Here is a 21,181-nt window from a genome sequence, read left to right on the forward strand (position 1 = left end):
CGCCTCCCCCCAGGGGCCTGGCTACAGTGAAAACCGCGCAATCAGGTGATTCAGGCCCCCGGCCAGTTTGGACAGTTCGCTGCTGGCAATCGACGTCTGGCTGGCGGCCGATGAACTCTGGATGGACAGATCGCGAATGCTCACCAGGTTGCGATCAACCGACCTGGCCACCTGCGCCTGTTGCTCGGACGCCGTGGCGATCAGCAGGTTCTTGTCATTGATATGGGAAATCGACAAGGTCACTTCCTTGATTGCCAGGCCCGTCTCATGGGCCAGCGAGCGGGTCACCCGGGTTTCTTCGCTGCTGTGGTTCATCGATTCAACAGCCTTCTTCGAGTCGACCTGGATGCCCTTGACCATCTGCTCGATTTCCTGGGTCGACTGCTGGGTCCGATGGGCCAGCGCGCGCACCTCATCCGCCACTACCGCAAAGCCACGGCCCTGCTCGCCGGCCCGTGCGGCCTCGATGGCGGCGTTCAACGCCAGCAGGTTGGTCTGTTCGGCGATGGAGCCGATCACGTCAAGCACCTTGGCAATGTGCAGGGCTTGCCCGGCCAGGCCTTCTATATCGCTCTTGGTCTGTTCGACGCGGCTGCTCAAGCGCTCGATGGAGTCGATGGTCTCGCCCACACGGTCCTGGACGACCCGCGCCGAGCGCTCCGAAGCCTGGGTCGACTCTGAGGCCGAAACGGCATTCCTGGCCACTTCTTCCACGGCCGCGGTCATCTGGTTGACGGCAGTGGCCGCCTGATCGGTTTCGATGCTCTGCTGCTGAATACCCGCCGTCGACTCGTGGGTAATCGCGCTCATCTGCTCCGCCGCGGAAGCCAGTTGCCGGGATGAGTCGGAGATATGTTCGATGGTGTTCTTCAGACTCGAACGCATGGCGGCGGCGACGGTCTGCAAGTCGGTGATTTCATCCCGTCCGCTGATCTCCACCTTGCTCTTCAGGTCGCCGTCGGCGATCTTCTGCATCGACAGGCGCAAGGCATTGATCGGCTGCGCGATGCTGCGGGTAAACAGCAGCGCCACGACGCAGGTGACCACCAGGGCCAGGACAATGAATATCAGCGTCAGCAGGAACGCACTGTTATAGCTGGCATTCGCCACCTGCCCCGAGCGCCCGGCGCCCTCCTCGTTGATGCTCATCAGCGCTTCAATCGACGTCTGCAGTTTTTTCGCCGCTTCGCTGCTGGTGTCACGAATGAAATGGGTCATGGCCTCGAAGGACGCGGTCTGGCTCATGCCCACCAGTTGATCGAGCAGGTCCTGGTAAGTGCGCACATTCACGATCACCTGGTCATAACGCTGTTTTTCCTCGGGGCTGGAAACCATCGATGCGTATTTCTCGGTTTCCTGGCTCAGGGTGGTTTTCAGCGCGGCCAGTTTGTCGAGGGAGCTTTTGCTCAGGCGGTCTTCATCCATGACGAAGCGGCGGCCATCGAGCCGGTAGAGCAACGCGGCATTCTGAATACGGGCGGCCTGGCGCACACTCGGCAACCAGTTCGTTTGCAACTCCAGGGAGGCATCGTGGATTTCTTTCATGCGGTACAGCGAGGTCAGCCCGAGGCTGATCAGCAGCAGACAGATCAGCCCGAAACCGAGCAGGGATCTGGAAGTCAACCTGATGTTCCTTGTTTTCATGAAACTACTCCGAGGCCAGGCTGCTTGAGCGTTCAAATGCGGCGGACGCCATCACTCCACCAGTGTAGTACGTCCCCCGCAAAAGATCGGTCTCAGCGCTCGCGCGGCATCAGGTCCCGATCAACAAGTTTACGAAACTCTATGGACAGGCCTTTGTGCCCATTGCCATCCAGGTTAATCCCCATACTTCCGACATGAGTGATCTGATCTTTCTGGTAAGTCTCACCTGACAATTGATAGACATGCCCTGGCCGAACTTGACAGTGGGCGTATTTTATTTCGAACTGACTTCCTGTTTTTCGACTCATGTCCATAATGATCGGCTGTGCGGGATCAGTGACATCCATCAGTTTGACCACCGTCACCCGATCTGGATCACGAGCTTCCCGGGTTGTCCAATCGCCAGTGCCCTCAAGAACCACCAGCCGGGTAACTGCAACGGGAGGCGGACTGGTCCTGGGATCCACGCGAATGACGATATCCCTTTGATCCTGATCGCCCAGTGTCACCGGGTGGTGTCCCTCATGGGTAAGCGTGTCGCCGAAATACACTCGGCTGAACAGTTCATAACGGCCCCTGGCCTGTCTTTGGCACAACGCGTATTTGACACTGAACAGCACGCCCTTTTGCCGGCTGGTATCCAGCGTCACCGGTTGATCGGGGTGAGTCAGATCGCGCAGGGTCACTACCGTAACAAGATCGGGGGCGGGTACTTTATGAGTGGCCAGGTCGCTGACGCTGGGGATATCGTTCCTGCCCTCAAGCAGGATAAGCGCGTTGTTGCTGACGGGTGCGTCGGTATTCATAAAACGACTCTCGATAAATAGAAAAACCGGTTGATGACCTAACGACAAGTCACAAAACTTGCGTTCGAGAGATCACTGTAACAACGGGTAATCGAGGAAAAGTCGTAGCGGGATAGTGCACGTCGAACGGAATGTTGAAGAGTGCGCAACAACTGACTTGCGACCCTGGACAGCGCCAGGATCAACAAGCCGGATAACAGCGCGACTCGCGGGCGACCTTGCGCCACCCGCGAGCCGACGGACTCAGGCCAGCAGCTTGCGCTCGGTCTTGCCGTACTTGATCGATTTCTCGTCCGGGATCATCAGGCCGGTCTGCTCGTCGCGGCCCTGCAGGATGAACCGCGCATCGGCCTTGCCCAACTGCTCGGCGGCCTTCTGGCTGTCGGCACCGATCTCGCCCTTTTTCATGCGGTTGACGATCACGCCCACGGCGGTGTCCTTGAAGTCACGCAGCATCCAGGCATCGCCGTCGCTGTCACCGGCCACCAGCACCGGGCCATAACCCTTCTTCGCCACCAGGATATTCTTGATCCCGATGGTCTTGCCCGGGCCGTAGTTGAAGTGCCAGTTCGGCAGGTAACTGCTGTCGTACTTGCCGTCGGTCATGGACAGGCGCAGGCCGATCACGTTTTCCGGCGGTACGCCGTAGCCGTAGTTGGGGTTGCCGGCGAACACCCGGACCACATCGTCGATGGACGCGGTGCTGACATACACGTCAATGCCGTTGGCCCGCAGCGTGTGCATCAAACCACGGATTTCCTCGTGGATACGGATACCGTGGAAGTGCGTATCGGCGACCACCCCGGCCTTGCCCGGCAGGCTGCTCGGGCTCTCGTACTTGACCTTGCGCAGGCCATCACCCAGGTCGTGGTTATTGGACGCCTCGGCCATCGCCTGCAACTCGGCGGTGCTCATGTTCTTGTAGAAGTAGATGATCCATTTGTAGCCGATCTCCACCGGATAGCTGTCGCAGATCGCGTCATACATGAAGTAGAGCTTGGTGAAAAAGTCCTTGAACTGGTCGGTGGCGTGGATTTCTTCCAGGCTCTTGCTGCCGGCCAGGCCCTTGTAGTTGGCGTGCAGCCAGCGGTAGTCGGCTTCGACGTCGGCGGCGATGTCTTCCATGTTCACCGGCTTGCCGTCGACCGTGAGGTAATCCTTCATGAACGGACCGTTGGGTACGTCCTGGCGCAGCACGGCGGCAAACTCGTCGGGGCTGAGTTTGTACTGCAAGTTGTTCATCTGGTAGACCAGCAGCGCCTCTTCGCAGTCGTTCATGATGCAGGTGTTGTCCCAGTCGAACACCGCGTACGGACGCTTGTCCGGGTGATAGGACGCACTCTTCACGCCATGCTGGTCAATCACCGCCTGCAGGCGCTTCTGGTTCAACGGCGACCAGCGTGCCGGGTCCAACTCGCTGGGCACGGCCTTGGTCGTCGCGGCCTCGGCAAGGCGGCCGCTCAACAACAAGGGACTGACAACGGAAACGGCGGCAAGGGTGTTCAGAAACTGGCGACGCTGCATGGCATAACTCCTGGAATTAGAAGAATGGTCGCAAACGGAGGCGACGGCGAGTGCGTGTTTCAAGGCAAGGGCGCAGGGGAACCGGCCGCCCGGCAATGAGGCTAACGCCAAATACACATAAATACAACAATGCCACAATATTACACATTTATGGCACATCGACACTTTCTCACCGATGGTGATGGGCCGCCGACTTGACAGCGCTGTCCCGTCTCCCACAATGCGTGCTCGGATACTGATCCCAACAGCAAGGACATGAGGTATGTGGCAAGAAGAGCGTTACCAGCGGATTCGTGCACTGCTGGCAACCTTGCAGCGCGTGACCACCGACCGCATCGTCACGGAACTGAATGTTTCCCGCGAAACAGTGCGGCGTGATCTGGTGGCGCTGGAAGCCCTGGGCGAGCTGAAACGCATCCACGGTGGCGCGATCATGGTCGAGGACGAGGCGCCGATAGCCGAGCGCGCGCATATCAACGTCAAGTTCAAGCGTGACCTGGCCCGTGCCGCGGTGGGTTTGCTCAGCCATGGGCAGACGATCTTTATCGACGCTGGCACCACCACTGAAATTCTTGCCCAGGAACTGGCCAAGCTGGGTGGGCTGACGGTGATTACCAACGCGTTCAACGTCGCGCTGCACCTGCGCGGCAGCGCACCGGGCAGCCTGCATAACGAAGTGATCATCCTCGGCGGTTCCCTCGGTGACCGTTCACCGGCCACGGTGGGCGCAACCACGGTGGCGGAAATCGGTCGCTATCGCGCCGACCTCGCGCTGCTCTCGCCGGTAGGCGTGGACGCCCACCACGGCGCCAGCAACTACGATCACCGCGAAAGCGAGGTGGCCCGGGCCATGGCCGAGCACGCCGAACGGGTGGTGATCCTTGCCGACTACAGCAAGCTCGGCGTACAGAGCCGTATCAGCTTCTGCCCGCCGGAACGCATCGATGTGCTGGTGACCAATCAGCGGGCCAGCGAAGAAGTGGCGTTCGAGGCACTGAAGGCCCGGCTCAAGGAAATCATCCTGGCCTGAGGGCCCAGGTTTCGCGCACGTTTGAAAGCAGCCAGGCTGCCCTACCAGCGGCCGGCGAGCTTGCCAGCGATGGTGCCCAAACAGGCACCACCGGCCTCGCTGGCAACCTTCTGTTTATCGGGGTCGACGGACAGCCCGGATCTTCCCACTGTTTCCGCCACCACAAAAAAACCGATCCTGGCCATCGGACTCAAGCCCCGACACCCCCACGCCAGCCGGCATATCGATCCGCTCCAGCAGCGCGCCCGTCTGCGGATTCACCCGCCGAACATCGCTCTTGTCGTCTTCCCAGGTACCGTGCCAAAGCTCGCCATCAACCCAGGTCACCCCCGTGACGAAACGCTTCGATTCGATAATGCGCAGAACCGCCCCGGTTTCGGGATCGACCTGATGAATCCGACGCCCCCGATGCTGCCCGACCCAGAGCGTTCCCTCGGCCCATGCCAACCCGGAGTCACCGCCATCGCCGGGGGCCGGTATGCTCGAAAGCACCTCGCCGGTCTTCGGATCGATCTTGCGGATGCGCCCCTCGGCAATCTGGAACAGGTACCGGCCATCAAACGCGGTGCCGGCCTGCGCGGCGACATCGATCGAGCGCACCACCGCCCCGGTTTCCGGGTCAAGGGCATTGAGCCTGTCACCCGAGGCAAACCAGACGTGCTGGCCGTCATAGGTCACGCCCGCAACCGAGTCGGCCCCTGGAAAAGGCCCGTATTCACGAAGAATTTCAGCTTGAGAGTTTTTCATGAGCTCAGTCTAGTCGCTGTCCAGCGGCCCCGGGAGTAACAACGTTGACGGGAACCCCGGCACGGACGGGAGCGTCCAGCGGCAGGCCGGCCCACGACCGAAAGCTTGCACCCTGCCTGTCGTCGCCAGGGCTTCGAGCGCCCGCTGCACCGTGCGCGGGCTGCTCCCCAACGCAATCGCCAGGGCCGAACTCGACCACGCTTCACCATCGGCCAAAAGGGCGAGCAGCGAACCATGCCGCTCCTCGACAGGCGGTGCCAGGATAACCACCTCATGGGCCTGTCGCGGCATGAGCACAAAGCCCTCGCCGGTCGCCCTCACCTGCGCGAACCCGCGAATCTCACCCCGCAACCGTCCTATTTCGACCCGCAGCCGGACCCGGTGCGATTCATCGGCCTCCTTGCCGCGAAATGCCCGGGCGATCAGCACCTGCCGCGAGACCGCACCCGGCCAGCTCTCGGCGAGGGCACGGAGCAACGCGAACAGGACCGGTCGCGTCGTCAGCGATACCTGGGTGTGACCTTCAACCACAGCGTAGCGGCAGGCATCCACCACCAACGCCGCGGAGGCAAACAGTTGCTCGACTTCCTCCAACAGCAGCAAACGCGCCTCACCCCCCGTGATCAGACGTGCCGCAGGTATCTTCAGGACCTGCGAGGCGCTTTCGACTTCAGCCGCCAATACGCCGATACCCGCCTCATGGGCGGCATTTTCCGCCCGCTGCAACGCAGCGCGTGCCGCCGCCGTGTGCAGGCGCCGGATGGCGATCCCGGCGCAGGCCAACTCGTAAGCGGCCCTCAAGGGCGGCGCCAGCAATCTCGGTTCAAGCGCGTCCAGCAGACGTTCGGCCTGGCCAAGATGACCGGTCAACAGCAGGCGCCGGGCTTCGAGATGACGCGCATGCGCGGCATTCAAGCGATCGCCATACCCCTCGAGAACCGCCCGCGCGTCGGCGAGTGCCTTGACCGGCCAGGCCAGGTCACGGGAGACCAGTGCAATCTCGGCTTCGGCGACAATGCAGCGCGCCCTCGCCACCGCCTCTTGCGGCCCGAAGGCACGGACTGCCAGCTTGAGCAGCGCCCTGGCACGCACCAGATCACCCAACTGCGCCATGGCAATACCGCGCAGCGCAAGCCCGGGCCCGTCGTCGCGCAGGGCCACCCGCTTCAAGGCGCCGAGGACATCCCCGCCGGCAAGCAGCCGCGCCGCCGCCGTGATCATCGCGTCCATGGGCATCCCGTCACACTTGTCACTCCCGCCATCTGCCAGGCCCGTCCTAGTCTGTTAACGACCACCCCGTAACCGCTCGCACAACCGATGGTACGACGAGCACTGGCAAATGGAGAACCCTGATGACCACACAGAAGATTGGCACACGCGAAGAATGGCTGGCGGCGCGACTCGACCTGCTAGCCGATGAAAAGGAACTGACCCGGCGCGGCGACGCCCTGGCCCGGCGACGCCAGGCACTGCCCTGGGTACGGATCGACAAGGCCTACCGCTTCGACACCCCGGCGGGCAACGTCTCACTGCTGGAGCTGTTCAAGGGCCGCTCGCAGCTCCTTGTCTATCACTTCATGTTCGGGCCTGACTACAGCGCCGGCTGCCCGTCCTGCTCGTCGATCGCCGATGGTTTCAATGGCATCGTTATCCATCTCGAACACCATGACGTCGCCTTTACCGCCATCTCGCGGGCACCGCTGGCCAAGCTGCAGGCGTTCAAGCAGCGCATGGGCTGGAGCTTCGACTGGGCCAGCTCGTTCGGCAGCGATTTCAACAGTGACTTCAATGTCTGGTTCAGCGAGGAGCAGCAGCGCGAAGGCGGCATCGTCTACAACTACCTGCGCGAGGCGCCTTTGGCGGGGCCACAGAGAGGCCAGACCGTCAAGGAGTGGCAGTTGCAAGGTAGTGAAAGTCCGATTGCCCGGACCGCCGCCGCCACCGGCACCGACATAGCCACCTTCATTCGCGAACGGCCCGGTCTCAGCGCCTTCGTGCTTGAAGAGGGCGAGATCTACCACACCTACTCCAGCTATGCCCGTGGGTTGGACGGTATCTGGGGCATGTACCAGTGGCTCGACCGCGCGCCCAAGGGCCGCAACGAGCAGGGTATCTGGTGGCGCCGCCACGACGAATACGATCAGGAGTAAGCAGCATGCTCTTGTCCAGTCGAACAAATGAAGATCGATCGAACGGAGCGCCAGCCGGCAATGCGCTGAGCATTGCCGACTGGATGTGCCTGGCCGCGGCCCCAACCTTCGCCGGCATGGCACTGCTCACGGCCCTCAGCCCGGGCACGCAGATGGCCTGCTCGTCGATGCAGGGAACCTTTGCCCTCGACGGCATGGTGACGATGTACCTGATCATGGGCGCCTTGCATCTACCGCCCTGGCTACGGCTGCTTTCCGGACGCTCCCGTTGATTCCACGACGGCGAACAGCAAGGATTCCGGCATCGGTGGGGACTACAGAATCCTATTGCTGTTTTATTATCATCATATGTTAATGTTATGCACATGACCCCCGTGGAGCAAGCGTCATGATCGCGATACGAGAAGCGTGGAAATCCGGATTGCTGGGGCGCAAGCACTGGTCTCGCAACCTGGTCGCGGGCGTCATCGTGGGGATCGTCGCGCTACCGCTGTCCATGGCCTTTGCCATCGCCTCGGGGGTCAAGCCCGAACAAGGCATCTACACCGCCATTGTCGGCGGCCTGCTGGTGTCCCTGTTCGGTGGCAGCCGGGTACAGATCGCCGGCCCCACCGGTGCCTTTATCGTGATCCTGGCCAGTATCAGCGCCCGCTACGGCATTGACGGCCTGCAGATAGCGACGTTCATGGCCGGGGCGATCCTGCTGCTGCTCGGGATCACCCGGCTCGGCGCCATTATCAAGTTCATCCCCGACCCGGTGATCGTAGGCTTCACCGCCGGTATCGGCGTGATTATCTGGGTCGGACAATGGAAAGACTTCTTCGGCCTGCCGAAAGTCGCCGCCGGTCATTTTCATGAACAGCTCTGGCACCTGCTTCAAGCGCTGCCGCAGCTTCACCCGGCGACAACCCTGCTGGCATGCCTGAGCCTGCTGCTGGTATTGCTCACGCCCAGGCTCCCCGGTATGAAACGCGTGCCCGGGCCATTGGTCGCGATGGTGGTCGCCACCGTCATGCAGTCGTTTTTCCAGTTTCCCGGAGTGGCCACGATCGGCAGCGCCTTCGGCGGGATCCCCCAGGGGTTGCCGACCTTGAGCCTGCCGGAAGTGACCCTGCCGCGAATCATCGAATTGATCGGCCCGGCGTTCGCCATCGCCATGCTGGGCGCCATCGAGTCGTTACTCTCGGCGGTGGTCGCCGACGGCATGGCCGGCACCCGGCATGACTCCAACCAGGAATTGATCGGCCAGGGCATCGCCAACCTGTTCAGCCCCTTGTTCGGCGGCTTTGCCGCGACCGGCGCCATCGCCCGAACGGCGACCAATATCCGCAACGGCGGCAACAGCCCCCTCGCCGGCCTGGCCCATGCGCTGACCCTGGTGTTGCTGATTTCCTTCCTGGCGCCATTGGCTTCGAATATCCCGCTGTGTGCCCTCGCGGCCATTCTGTTTGTCGTGGCCTACAACATGAGCGAGCTGAAGCACTTCAAGCGCATGCTCCAGCGGGCGCCACGGGCCGATATCGCGATATTGCTGATCACCTTCCTGCTGACGGTCTTCAGCGACCTGACCATCGCCGTGAATATCGGCGTCATTCTCGCCATGCTGCAATTCATGCGGCGAATGGCGTCTTCGGTGGAAGTGCAGAAAATGGTCGGCAAGGACCTGGAGGTCGAGCTGCGCCTCAACGGCCAGCTCGAGTTACCGCCCAATGTCCTGGTGTATGGCATCGAGGGGCCGCTGTTCTTCGGGGCGGCGGAGACCTTCGAACGGGTGCTGGCACAGACCCACACCGATCCCGGGACCCTGATCATTCGCCTGAATCACGTGCCCTTCATGGACATCACGGGTTTGCAGACCCTGCTCGAAGTCATCGAGCAGCTACATGGCCGAGACATTGTCGTGAAGTTGTGCGAAGCCAACGAGAAAGTCCTCGGCAAGCTGCGCAAGGCCGGGATACTCCAGGCACTGGGGCCTGGGCACTATCATGCCGACTTCAATTCGGCACTGACCGCAACCCGTGAACCCGGGCAGTAAAGCCTGTCTGCCCGGCGTCGAACGGCCGTGTCATTGCACCTTGCCGGCGGTCTTGCTCTGGGTCGAATAGGAAACACCGTGGGTTTCCAGGTAGTCGCGAATCAACTGGCGGACCACCTGGGACGGCGTCAGGTCCTGGGCAGCGCAAAGCTCCTCAAGGGCCTTTTTCTTGACCGGGTCAATGAGTACGGTCAAGCGTGCAGTCTTGCTTTCCATGGAGATACCGACACTCTGAAGCGGCTTATGATAATCAAATTATAATAAGCACGCTCCAGCTTGTCACGTCCTCACCCGGGCGGCCAGCGCACGCCACCTCATCATCTTGCTTAGACGCCGCTATCGACAGGGTTACTCGCTCGCAACAGCCAGCTTGTCCTGGGTGCGGGTAGCGAAATCGCTGGCATCGTGGCGCTCGCGCAACTGCCCGGAGAGCTCCCCGGACACCCGGTTGACCATGCGCCCACGCTGCACGGCGGGCCGTGCGTCGATAGCATCGGCCCAACGCTGGACATGCCGGTAATCCTGCACCGAAAGAAATTCCGCCGCCTCGTAGAGCCGACCTTTCACCAGACCACCGTACCAGGGCCAGATCGCCATGTCGGCGATGCTGTACTCGCTGCCCGCGATGTATTCGCTGACCGCCAGTTGCCGGTCGAGCACATCGAGCTGACGCTTGGTTTCCATGGCAAAACGGTCGATCGCATATTCGATCTTGGTCGGCGCATAAGCATAGAAATGCCCAAAACCACCGCCCAGGTACGGCGCGCTGCCCATCTGCCAGAACAGCCAGGACAGGCATTCGGCCCGGGCCGCGGGATCGGTCGGGAAGAACGCGCCGAACTTCTCGGCGAGGTACTGCAAGATGGCCCCCGACTCGAAGACGCGGATCGGTTTTGTACCGCTGTAATCCATCAGTGCCGGAATCTTCGAGTTCGGATTCACCCTGACAAAACCACTGCCGAACTGCTGGCCTTCACCAATATGGATCAACCAGGCATCGTATTCCGCCCCTGAGTGACCGAGGGCCAGCAGCTCTTCGAGCAGGATGGTGACCTTCTGGCCATTGGGCGTGGCCAGGGAATACAGCTGCAGCGGGTGACGTCCGACCGGCAGGTCCTGGTCGTGGGTCGCACCGGCAATCGGCCGGTTGATATTGGCGAATTTCCCGCCATTCTCGGTGTGCCAGGTCCAGACCTTGGGTGGCAGATACTCCGATGGGTTCGTCATGCTCGATAGACTCCTTGGGTTCAATGAGGTGCCGTGGTGCTGCCTGCTGCAGCCTGATTGACTGCAACCTCGGGCTTGCCGTTCAACTGCGTGATGTTCCAACCACCGCCCAGCGCCTTGATCAGGCCGACATTGGCGCTCAACTGCTGGGTCTGCAGTTCCAGCACCGAACGCCGCGCTTCCAGCGAGGCGACCTGCGCCGTCACCACATCCAGGTAAGCCACGGCTCCCTGACGGTAGCGGGCCAGGGACAGGTCTTCGGAATACTGTGCGGCCGCCGCTGCGTCTCGCTGATCGACCAGTGCGTTGTCGAGCCCGGCGATGGTCGAAAGGTTGTTTTCGACCTGTTCGAAGGCACCGAGCACCACGCTACGGTACTTGGCCGCCGCTTCATCGGTGGCCGCCTTGGCGATATCCACCTGGGCCTGGCGCGCACCACCGTCGAACAGGGTCGCCACCAGCGAAGGGCCAATCGCCCAGAACAGGTTCGGGGCCGTCAGCAGGTTGGCGAACTCGTCACTCTGATAGCCCCCTTGGGCGCTCAGGGTAATCGCCGGGAACCAGGCGGCCTTGGCCACGCCGATACGGGCGTTGGCAGCGGCGATCCGACGTTCGGCGGCGGCGATGTCAGGACGCCGTTGCAACAGCGTCGAAGGCAGGCCCGTGGGCACACTGGGCAAGGCAATCGGCGCGGTGTTCGAGGCAATGGCATAGGTCGACGCCGACTCCCCCAGCATCGCGGCAATTGCATGCTCGATCAGCGCCCGCTGGACCCGGTTCTGGCTCAACTGCGACTTGACCGACGACAACTGGGTACGGGCCCGCGCCACATCCAGGCCGGAGACGATCCCACCACTGTGCAGCCCCTCGGTCAGGCTCAACGCCTTGGTATAGGCATCGCGGGTTTCGCTCAGCAACTGGTTCTGCCAGTCGAGGCCGCGCAGGTGGATGTAGTTGTCCGTCAACTGGGCCTGCAGACTCAAGCGTACCGAGGCCAGGTCGGCCTGTGACGCCTGGGCTTCGCTGACACCGGCCGCGACCGTGTCGCGCACGCGGCCCCAGAGGTCGACTTCATAGTCGACCTCGATACCCAGCGTTGCCGAGTCGTAGACATTCGGCGACGTGGCCGAGCGCAACGGGCGCGTATCCGACTGGCGTATACGCTGGCCATTGCCGATCGCCTCGACCTTGGGAAACAACCCGGAGCGGGTCTGGTCGACGAACGCCCTGGCCTGGACATAATGCGCCAAGGCAGCACTCAGGTCCGGGTTGTTGACCAGCAACTGCTGCTGCATCGCATCCAGTTGCGGGTCCTTGTAGATCCGCCACCAGCCTTCCCGGCTGGCCTGATCGTCGGGCGTGGCCAGCGTCCACGGGCCCTGGGTATGGAACTGCCCGGGCTCCGGGGTCTTCGGCACTTTCAGCTCCGGCGCCAGCGAGCAGGCGCCCAGGCCAAGGCTGGCGATCAGGTACAGGCCCAATGGCCACAGCAGGCTGCGCTTAGCCATGGGGCTTGGCCTCCACCCGCACCGCATCGTTGTCGCCCAGGCCATCGGGCGGCGTGTCGATCACCCGGTCGCCGGCGTCCAGGCCGCTGCCGATTTCCACCGTATCGCCGAAGTCGCGGGCGATGCTGATGGTCTTGAACAGCACATGATCGTTCTTGTCGAGGGTCGCGACCCGCATGCCGTGCTCATCGAACACCAGGGCACTGGCCGGCAGGCGCAGCACATCGGCCTGGACCGGCAGGTCGAACTGCACGCTGGTGTAGCCACCCGGCAACAGGCGACCGCCGGGGTTGTCCACCAGCAGTTGCACCAGGGTGCTGCCGGAAGCCGCCGTCACCGCGTCGGCGGTGGCGATCACCCGGGCGTTGAACGACTCCTTGCGGTACTCGGGCACCGTGAGCCGGGCCGTGGTGCCGATGCGGATCTGCGGCGAGAAGGTCTGCGGCACTTGCACATAGACCCGCAGGCGGCTGACATCCGAAACGGCAAACAACTCCCGCCCGGCGCTGCCACCGGCGCTGATCAGGGCGCCGACATCGGTGGAGCGCGCGGTGACCACGCCGTCGAAGGGTGCCGTCAGGCGCTGGAAGCCCTTGGTCGCGACCAACTGCTCGACACTGGCCTGGGCCGATTTGACGTTGGCCAGTTTCGCCGCCAGGTCGCCGGTGCGCTCATCGACATCCTGGCGCGACACCGAATCGGACGCCAGCATCGCCTGCCAGCGCTTGGCCGTGGTTTGCGCCAGCGTGGCATTGGCCTGGGCCGAGGCCAGGTTGGCACGGGCCTGTAGCAGTTGCTGGTCGAGCTCGGGGGTATCGATCTCGGCGAGCAGTTGCCCGGCCTTGACGTGGGCCCCGATATCGACCTTCCAGGACTTGAGGTAACCGTTGACCCGGGCAAAGATCGAGGCCCGCGAATACGCCTCCATCCGCCCGGGCAGATTGAGGACCGGCCCCTGGGGCTGGACGCCCGGGGTGATCAGGTTGACGCTGGGCAGCGCCTGGGCGTTGGTCCAGGTTTTCAGCTCCCGCGACTCGTTGGCCCGCACGCTGATGCCCAGCACCACGACGGCGACCAGCAACGCCAGTCCCAACACAAGAGCGATCAAACCACGGCGTGAGCGTGTGCGAGGGGGCGGATTGGGTACGGTGGTATCGGTGGACATGTCAGACCCCTTGAGCAGCAATGGCAGGCGATGCGGCGCGCGCATCGCGCCCATGGACAAGACTGAAAATCAGTGGAACCAGGAACAGCGTGGCGATGGTGGCGAAGCCCAGGCCGCCGATCACGGCGCGGCCCAGCGGTGCGTTCTGCTCACCGCCCTCCCCCAGGCCCAGGGCCATCGGCGCCATGCCGATAATCATCGCGATGGCCGTCATCAGCACCGGGCGCAGACGGGTAAAACCGGCTTCCAGGGCGGCCTTGAGCGGATCGCCGTGTTCGGCCAGGCGTTCGCGACAGAAACTCACCACCAGGATGGCGTTGGCGGTGGCCACGCCCATGCACATGATCGCCCCCGTCAGGGCCGGCACCGACAGCGGCGTGTGGGTCACGAAGAGCATCCAGACAATCCCGGCCAGGGCCGCCGGCAAGGCGGTGATAATCACGAACGGATCGCTCCAGGACTGGAAGTTGACCACGATCAGCAGGTAGATCAGCACCACCGCGCCGAGCAAGCCGAACAGCAGGCCGTTGAAGGCCGAGTTCATGGTCTGCACCTGGCCCTGCAACTGTACTTTCGAACCGGTGGGGATGTCGCTGGCATGGGCCGCGATGATCTTCTGGATATCCGCGGACACCCCGCCCAGGTCACGGCCCTGGATCGAGGTCAGGATCTCCACCACCGACTGGATATCCGACTGGGTCACCACCGAATTGCTATGGCTGCGCTCGATCGACGCCAGGGCGCCGAGGGTCTGGTCCGCGGCGGCGCTGGCGTTACCCGTCAACGGCAGGTTGTGCAGGGCTGCCAGGCTGTCGAGGCTGTATTGCGGTGTCTGCAGGACGATCGGGTAGGACACGCCGTTGGCCGTGTTGAGCCAGAACGTCGGCGCCACCTGGCTGGAACCGGCGAGGTTGACCACCAGGCTGTTGGTGACGTCACGCTCGGTCAGGCCGACCAGTTGCGCCCGGGTCCGGTCGACATCGATCTTGAAGGTCGGCAGTTGCTGCGACTGCTGAAGACGCGCATCCACCACGCCGGGGACCCGGCGGATATCACGCAGCAGGCTGCTGGCATAGGTGAAGTTGGCCGCCAGGTTGTTACCGCTGATCTGCAGGTCGATCGGCGCCGAAGAGCCGAAGTTGAGGATCTGCCCGACAATGTCCGAGGCCGGGAACGAGAACACCGCATTGGGGAACTCACGGGGCAGGGTCTCGCGCAGTTCCTTTATGTACTCGGCGGTTGGCCGATGTCCCTCTTTCAGGCTGATCTGGATATCGCTGTCCTGGGAGCCCACGGTCCCGGTGTTGTTGTAGGCGGTGTTGATACCGCTGATGGGCAAGCCGATATTGTCCACCAGCGCGGCCAGTTGCTCGGGCTCGATTATCGTGCGGACCGACTTCTCGATCTCGGCAATCAGCTGCGCGGTGCTCTCCACCCGTGTGCCCACCGGAGCGCGCACGTGCAGCAGGATCTGCCCGGAGTCGACCTCGGGAAAAAAGTTGCGCCCCAGGAACGGCACCAGGGCGAACGAGGCCACGACAAAGGCCAGCATCGCCACCACGACCGTACGCCGATGCTGCAAGGCACCTTCCAGGGCTGCGTGGTAATGCCCGCGAAAGGTCTCGAAAGCCGCCTCGAAGCCGCGCTGGAACTTCACCAGCGGATTGTTCGACGGCGCTACATGGGGCTTCCCGTCATCCCCATGTACATGGGGTTTGAGCAGGTAGTTGGCGAGGGTCGGAACCAGGGTCCGCGAGAGGATGAACGAGGCGATCATGGCGAAGATCACCGCTTCGGCCATCGGCACGAACAGGAAACGCGCAACCCCGTCGAGGAAGAACATCGGTACGAATACGATACAGATACACAGTAGCGAGACAAACGCCGGCGTGACGATCTGCGCGGCGCCATCGAGTATCGCCGTCTCCACCGGCTTGCCGTGCTCCAGATGCCAGTTGATGTTCTCGATGGTCACCGTGGCATCGTCCACCAGGATCCCCACCGCCAGCGCGAGCCCGCCCAGGGTCATGATGTTGAGGGTCTCGCCGAGCATCGACAGGGTGGCAATCGAGGACAGGATCGCCAGCGGAATCGACACGGCGATAATCACCGTCGAACGCCAGCTGCCGAGGAACAGCAGGATCATCAGGCTGGTCAGTGCCGCGGCAATGATCCCTTCGCGAGCTACACCGCTGATGGCCGCACGGACGAACAGCGACTGGTCGCCGATCAGGTCGATATTCAGGTTCGGCGGCAAGGCCGCCTTGGATTCGGCCAGCTTGTCCTTGATCCCGGCGATCACCCCCAGGGTCGAGGCCGAACCGGTCTTGAGCACCGGGATCAACACCGAGCGGTTGCCGTTGACGTGGACGATATTGGTCTGCGGCGGGTTGCCGTCGCGCACCGTCGCCACGTCACGAATCAATACCGTGGTACCGTCTGCGGTCTTGATCGGCAGGTTTTCCAGGTCGCGGAAGTCCGAAGGCGCGTTGTTCAGTTGCAGCATATATTCGTAGCTGCCGATCTTTTGCGTGCCCACCGGGGTGATCACGTTCTGCGTCGCCAGGGCGGTGGCGACGTCCTGGGCCGAAAGCCCGCGGGCCTGCATCCGCGCTGAATCGAGGTCGATCTGCACCTGGCGGGTTTTACCGCCGAACGGATAAGGCACGGCCGCACCGGCCACCGAAGTGAGCAACAGGCGTACGGTATTGAGCCCCAGGTCGCCGAGCTTCTGTTCGCTGAGCCCGTTACCCGATAACGCCAGTTGCACGATAGGGACCGTCGAGGCGCTGTAATTGAGAATCAAGGGCGGCACGGTACCGGGTGGCAGGTTGCGCAGGATCGCCTGGGACACCGAGGTCAGTTGCGCGTTCGCGGTGCTGATATTGACCCCCGGCTGGAAGTACACCTTGACGATGCCGAAACCGTTCAGCGACTGCGCCTCGATATGGCGGATGTCGTTGACCGTGGTGGTCAGGACCCGCTCGAAGGGCGAGGTGATACGGCCGGCCATCTGATCCGGTGGCAACCCGGTGTACTGCCAGATCACGGCAATCACGGGGATGCGGATTTCCGGAAAGATATCGGTCGGCGTACGCCAGGCGGCCAGCGGCCCGACGATCAGGATGAAGATAGCCAACACCAGGAAGGTGTAGGGGCGCCGTAATGCAATGCGCACAAGGCTCAGCATAGGTGTGATCCAGACAGGGGATTGAACACGGAAGAAGGTACGTGATGCAGGCGAGAGGGACGCTGGCCGTAGCGCCCTGCTTCTGCCCTGTCGCCTTTTCCACCCGGGCAAATTGCCCTGACATCCAGGTCATAAAGAGGTATATGCCACGATATAGATCTTAGAGGCATACGCAAGTATATTTCTTGTCAGATAGGCCGTTTTCGGCCATGACCTGAAAAAACCTTGTTCTCGAGGCGGTCACAGGCATAATTACTGGCTCGACCTTTGCATTAGAGAGTGATCAGTCCTTGAAATGTGCGCCACCCAGTCTTGACAGCCCCCAGACCAGCAGTTGCGCGAACGGTGCTGTGCGCCGTGCGTCCCGGCGCCTGGGACAAATCTATGACGAAGCGTTCGCAGCCTGCGGCCTGAAAGCTACCCAGTATTCCCTGCTGTCGCATATCGCCCGCGCCGACCGGCCGAAAATGCGTGACCTGGCCCAGTCCCTGGTGATGGACCTTTCCGCACTCGGCCATACCCTCAAGCCGCTGGTGCGCGACGGGTTGGTGGTGTTGCAGGTGGACGAGCTCGACCGGCGCAGCCGGCGCGTGCTGCTGACCGAGGAAGGCCAGCGCAAATACGAAGAAGCCCGGCAGATCTCCCAGCGGATGTCGTGCCGTTTCGAGCAGGCATTCGGTGCAGAGGAATCCCTGCAACTGCGCAAGACCCTGGATTTTATAGCCTCGGATGACTTCGCCCGCTCATTGCTGGAAAGCGATTGACGCCCAGGATCAGCGCTCAACCACCCTCGCGAGCCAGCGGGCTCTCGCTCCTGCGGGCATAGAGACACTCCTGCGCGAGGGTCGCACGCAACTGCACCGCCTCCTGCTCCAGCCGCTCGCACATGAAGTCCACGAAGACGCGAATCTTGCGCGACAGCTGGCGGCTCGAAGGCCAGACGATGCTCATGCTGTCCGGAGGGATCAGATAGCCATGCAGCAGGCAGCGCAACGAACCGTCGGCCAGGGCCTCGCGGGCGAGGAAGTCCGGGATGGTCCCCAGGCCAAAGCCCTTGACCAGTGCCGCAAGCACCATTTCCATATTGTTGCTGATCATCACCGTGCGGGTCCGTGGCTCCCGCGCGCCCTCCTCGCGCATCAACGGAAAGTCCAGCAGCTTGCCATTCTTGAAATAGCGAAAACGCACCGCCAGGTGATCGTCCAGTTCAGCCGGGGTCTGCGGCGTGCCATGGCGTTCCAGATAAGCCGGCGCAGCGCACAGCACTGGTTGCACGCCCGGCAACGGTCGGCTCATCAGCCGCGAGTCCGGCAGTTCGCCGCTGCGAATGGCGATGTCCACGCCTTCCTCGATCACATCCACCAGTTTGTCGCTGAAGTCGAGGTCCAGTTCGATATCGGGATATAGCGCCATGAACGCCGTCAGTACCGACTGGAACAGATGATAGCTGGCCGCCGGCATGCTGATGCGCAAGCGCCCACGGGGGATTTCCGTGGACTGCGACAAGGTCGCCTGGGCGTCGTCGAGGTCATCGAGGATGCGCCGGCAACGCTCCTGGAACACCCGGCCCTCGTCGGTCAGGCTGAGGCTGCGGGTCGAGCGTTGAAACAGCCGCACGCCCAACTGCTGTTCAAGCCGGGTCACGCCCTTGCCGACGGCCGAAGCCGACAGCCCCAACGCCCTGCCCGCCGCGACGAAACTGCCCAGTTCGGCCGTGCGGATAAAGGCCATCAAGCCACTCAGTCGATCCACCTGCCGCCTCCTATTCGATCCTTTTATTCCGATATGGGCGGAATTTTTACCGCTTTTTGCCAGATTACCCGCTCATTAAAATCCTTGCATGTTCCGACAGCCCGGACAAACCAGCAAATCGCGGCCGTCGTCTCGCTTACCCAGGGCAGATACACCCGCCCGCTACAAGGATCTCTCAAGATGCCCACTCCACTCTTGCTTCAACAGAGGCTGATACTGCTGGCCGTCTGCATCACGGCCATCACCATGCCCTTCAACTTCACCGCGGCGGCCGTGGCCCTGCCTGCCATCGGCCGCACCTTCGGCGGTTCGCCGATGGAACTGAACTGGGTCACCAACGCCTTTATGCTGACCTTCGGCAGTTGCCTGATGCTGGCCGGCGCGCTGGCGGACAATTATGGCCGCAAGAAAGTCTTTATCGGCGGCGTCAGCGCTTTTGCCCTGCTCGCCGCGGCCTTGCCCTTCGCCCCGAGCCTGACGCTGTTCGACGTCCTGCGCGCAGCCCAGGGACTGGCCGCCGCGGCCGCCTTCTCCAGTGGCATGGCCGCCCTGGCCCAAGTCTTCGAAGGCCAGGGACGCATCCGGGCGTTCAGTTTCGTCGGAACCAGCTTCGGTATCGGCCTGGCCTTCGGCCCCGTGGCCGCCGGCGCGATGATCGAGGCGTTCGGCTGGCAGGTGATCTTCCTGCTGATCACCTTGCTGGCGGCGATTTCACTGATCCTGGCCACGCGCTATATGAACGAGTCGCGCAACCCCGAGGCGGCCGGTATCGATTGGCCCGGTGCGATCACCTTCACCTGGGCGCTGGGGATCTTCACCTTTGCCATCCTCAAGGCGCCGGAAAGCGGTTGGGCCGATCCGCTGGTGCTCGGGTTGTTCGCCGTCGCGCTGCTGTCCTTCGCCGCCTTCGTCATCATCGAACAGCGGGTCGCCCAGCCGATGCTCGACCTGACGCTGTTCCGCTTCCCGCGCTTCGTCGGCGTGCAGTTGCTGGCGGCCGCACCGGCCTATTCCTTCGTCGTGCTGCTGATCCTGCTGCCAATCCGCTTCGTCGGCATCGAAGGCATGAGCGAGGTCGCCGCCGGCTGGTTGCTGGTGGCGTTGTCGGCGCCACTGTTGGTATTGCCGATTGTCGCAGGCTACCTGACTCGCTGGCTGTCGCCCTCGACCTTGTGCGGCAGTGGCTTGCTGGTGTGTGCCGCCGGGCTGTTCTGGCTGGGCCATGTACCGGTGGGCAGCAGTACCACCGCGCTGGCCTGGCCCATGTTCGTCATCGGTGTCGGCATCAGCCTGCCCTGGGGCTTGATGGATGGCATGGCGGTCAGCGTGGTGCCCAAGGAGCGCGCCGGCATGGCCACCGGTATTTTCAGCACCACCCGGGTGGCCGGTGAAGGGGTGGCCATTGCCGTCGTCATGGCGCTGCTGTCGGCCTTCACCGCCAGCCACCTCGGCGGCACGGCGACACCCGATATCGTCGGCGCCGCACAGCATCTGGCCACCGGCGATCTTGCCGGCGCCATGCAATTGCTGCCCGCCGCCGGACGCGCGGCATTGGCCGAGGGCTACAGTGCCGCGTTCAGCACCTTGCTGTGGGTACTGACGGCTATCACCGTGCTGACGGCCGCCGTGGTGTTTCTGTTTCTCGACCGGAGCTCGGTCGAGAATAACAGCGATACCGAACGGGATGACCAGGTGCTGGATCAGGCGGCCTGATCCGACGAGGGCTGTCAACAGTGTCCGAGGCCTCGCAGGTAGGCGCAAAACATGTCGGCCATGGCATCCGCATAGGTTTCGATCTGCGCCGGGGTCCGTGGGCTTTCCGAAAACTGCTTGCCCACCGAACTGAGCGTCACCTTGATCAGATCGCCGGCCACGGCCCGGGTCGCGTCCGAGGCCTCGGGCAGTACCTCGCGCATGAACACTTCGACAGCCTGTTTGCCCGCCGCCCTTACCTCCTGCGCCTCGGGTGCATCGCGATAAAACGGCGCGGCGTCATCCAGTGCCACGCGCACCTCGGCCTCATCGCATTCGGAGCGGATAAAGACGTGAACCAGCAGACGCAACCGTTCCAGCGGCGGATTACGGGTGTCTTCAAGGATGCCGCGCAGCATCTCGCTGGTCTCGCGCCACTCATCGCTCTGCAGGCGAAAGAGGATCGCCGCCTTGTTCGGAAAATACTGATACACCGAACCGACGCTGACCCCGGCCCGTTCGGCCACCCGCGTGGTGGTAAAGCGGCGCATGCCCTCCTTCGCCAAAACCTGAATAGCCGCTTGCAGAATCGAATCGACCAGGTCATTGGAACGAGCCTGCTTGGGCTGTTTGCGTGAGGTAATCCGCGTACTTGGGTGATCGGTCATGGGCAAGGCTCGCAATGCGAATAGAAAACATGAAGGTTTATTC

General features: G+C 62.7%; 18 protein-coding genes. 6 read left to right on the forward strand and 12 right to left on the reverse strand.

Annotated features, from left to right (window positions below; genetic code table 11):
- Positions 1 to 21: 21 nt before the first annotated feature.
- The 3 genes from M5C71_RS02920 to M5C71_RS02930 all read right to left on the reverse strand — a co-directional run bounded on the left by M5C71_RS02920 (position 22) and on the right by M5C71_RS02930 (position 3,974).
- Complete coding sequence (locus M5C71_RS02920) at positions 22 to 1,644, reverse strand: methyl-accepting chemotaxis protein (protein WP_103496117.1); 1,623 nt, start codon at positions 1,642 to 1,644, stop codon at positions 22 to 24.
- A 92-nt stretch (positions 1,645 to 1,736) separates the two neighbouring features.
- Positions 1,737 to 2,450, reverse strand: a complete 714-nt coding sequence (locus M5C71_RS02925; RefSeq protein WP_248767159.1) for a hypothetical protein — start codon at positions 2,448 to 2,450, stop codon at positions 1,737 to 1,739.
- 243 nt (positions 2,451 to 2,693) lie between these two features.
- A complete protein-coding gene (locus M5C71_RS02930) occupies positions 2,694 to 3,974 on the reverse strand; it encodes an HAD family hydrolase (protein WP_103496119.1) in 1,281 nt (426 codons plus the stop codon).
- A gap of 262 nt (positions 3,975 to 4,236) precedes the next feature.
- Between M5C71_RS02930 and M5C71_RS02935 the strand changes: the two genes are divergently transcribed.
- A complete protein-coding gene (locus tag M5C71_RS02935; protein WP_152738713.1) occupies positions 4,237 to 5,004 on the forward strand; it encodes a DeoR/GlpR family DNA-binding transcription regulator in 768 nt (255 codons plus the stop codon).
- A gap of 114 nt (positions 5,005 to 5,118) precedes the next feature.
- Here the strand turns inward: M5C71_RS02935 and M5C71_RS02940 are convergent, their stop codons facing one another.
- Positions 5,119 to 5,751 (reverse strand): PQQ-binding-like beta-propeller repeat protein, encoded by a 633-nt coding sequence (locus tag M5C71_RS02940; RefSeq protein ID WP_248767160.1) that lies wholly within the window; start codon positions 5,749 to 5,751, stop codon positions 5,119 to 5,121.
- 9 nt (positions 5,752 to 5,760) lie between these two features.
- Entirely contained in the window at positions 5,761 to 6,981 is a 1,221-nt protein-coding gene (locus tag M5C71_RS02945) for a helix-turn-helix domain-containing protein (RefSeq protein WP_103496122.1), read from the reverse strand.
- Positions 6,982 to 7,103: 122 nt separating this feature from the next.
- Between M5C71_RS02945 and M5C71_RS02950 the strand changes: the two genes are divergently transcribed.
- From M5C71_RS02950 to M5C71_RS02960, 3 genes are all read left to right on the forward strand, one after another.
- On the forward strand, positions 7,104 to 7,901 hold the full coding sequence (locus M5C71_RS02950) for a thioredoxin family protein (protein ID WP_103496123.1): 798 nt from the start codon (positions 7,104 to 7,106) through the stop codon (positions 7,899 to 7,901).
- 5 nt (positions 7,902 to 7,906) lie between these two features.
- Positions 7,907 to 8,173, forward strand: coding sequence for a hypothetical protein (locus tag M5C71_RS02955; protein WP_103496124.1), 267 nt, complete (start codon positions 7,907 to 7,909; stop codon positions 8,171 to 8,173).
- 116 nt (positions 8,174 to 8,289) lie between these two features.
- Positions 8,290 to 9,936, forward strand: coding sequence for a SulP family inorganic anion transporter (locus M5C71_RS02960; RefSeq protein WP_103496125.1), 1,647 nt, complete (start codon positions 8,290 to 8,292; stop codon positions 9,934 to 9,936).
- 30 nt (positions 9,937 to 9,966) lie between these two features.
- Here M5C71_RS02960 and M5C71_RS02965 read toward each other — a convergent pair whose 3' ends face one another.
- The 5 genes from M5C71_RS02965 to M5C71_RS02985 form a co-directional block, all read right to left on the reverse strand.
- On the reverse strand, positions 9,967 to 10,152 hold the full coding sequence (locus M5C71_RS02965) for a ribbon-helix-helix protein, CopG family (protein ID WP_103496126.1): 186 nt from the start codon (positions 10,150 to 10,152) through the stop codon (positions 9,967 to 9,969).
- Positions 10,153 to 10,284: 132 nt separating this feature from the next.
- Positions 10,285 to 11,163, reverse strand: coding sequence for a glutathione-dependent disulfide-bond oxidoreductase (gene yghU / locus M5C71_RS02970; RefSeq protein WP_103496127.1), 879 nt, complete (start codon positions 11,161 to 11,163; stop codon positions 10,285 to 10,287).
- 20 nt (positions 11,164 to 11,183) lie between these two features.
- The gene (locus M5C71_RS02975; RefSeq protein WP_248767161.1) at positions 11,184 to 12,671 is read right to left on the reverse strand and encodes an efflux transporter outer membrane subunit; all 1,488 of its coding nucleotides are present in this window, start codon (positions 12,669 to 12,671) and stop codon (positions 11,184 to 11,186) included.
- A complete protein-coding gene (locus M5C71_RS02980) occupies positions 12,664 to 13,836 on the reverse strand; it encodes an efflux RND transporter periplasmic adaptor subunit (RefSeq protein ID WP_103496129.1) in 1,173 nt (390 codons plus the stop codon). The genes M5C71_RS02975 and M5C71_RS02980 overlap by 8 nt, the downstream gene beginning before the upstream one ends.
- Position 13,837: 1 nt before the next feature.
- Positions 13,838 to 17,026, reverse strand: coding sequence for an efflux RND transporter permease subunit (locus M5C71_RS02985; RefSeq protein ID WP_247263192.1), 3,189 nt, complete (start codon positions 17,024 to 17,026; stop codon positions 13,838 to 13,840).
- A 350-nt stretch (positions 17,027 to 17,376) separates the two neighbouring features.
- On the opposite strand from M5C71_RS02985, the gene M5C71_RS02990 reads away from it, so the two are divergent.
- On the forward strand, positions 17,377 to 17,790 hold the full coding sequence (locus M5C71_RS02990; protein ID WP_103499444.1) for a MarR family transcriptional regulator: 414 nt from the start codon (positions 17,377 to 17,379) through the stop codon (positions 17,788 to 17,790).
- Between the two features lie 16 nt (positions 17,791 to 17,806).
- Here the strand turns inward: M5C71_RS02990 and M5C71_RS02995 are convergent, their stop codons facing one another.
- The gene (locus tag M5C71_RS02995; RefSeq protein WP_103499445.1) at positions 17,807 to 18,778 is read right to left on the reverse strand and encodes a LysR family transcriptional regulator; all 972 of its coding nucleotides are present in this window, start codon (positions 18,776 to 18,778) and stop codon (positions 17,807 to 17,809) included.
- A 180-nt stretch (positions 18,779 to 18,958) separates the two neighbouring features.
- Here M5C71_RS02995 and M5C71_RS03000 point away from each other — a divergent pair, with 180 nt between their 5' ends.
- Positions 18,959 to 20,491, forward strand: coding sequence for an MFS transporter (locus M5C71_RS03000; protein WP_103499446.1), 1,533 nt, complete (start codon positions 18,959 to 18,961; stop codon positions 20,489 to 20,491).
- A 14-nt stretch (positions 20,492 to 20,505) separates the two neighbouring features.
- Here M5C71_RS03000 and M5C71_RS03005 read toward each other — a convergent pair whose 3' ends face one another.
- The gene (locus M5C71_RS03005; RefSeq protein WP_103499447.1) at positions 20,506 to 21,138 is read right to left on the reverse strand and encodes a TetR family transcriptional regulator; all 633 of its coding nucleotides are present in this window, start codon (positions 21,136 to 21,138) and stop codon (positions 20,506 to 20,508) included.
- Positions 21,139 to 21,181: the final 43 nt, after the last annotated feature.

This window comes from Pseudomonas sp. MWU12-2345 (assembly GCF_023242385.1).
GTDB classification, from domain to species: domain Bacteria; phylum Pseudomonadota; class Gammaproteobacteria; order Pseudomonadales; family Pseudomonadaceae; genus Aquipseudomonas; species Aquipseudomonas gingeri_D.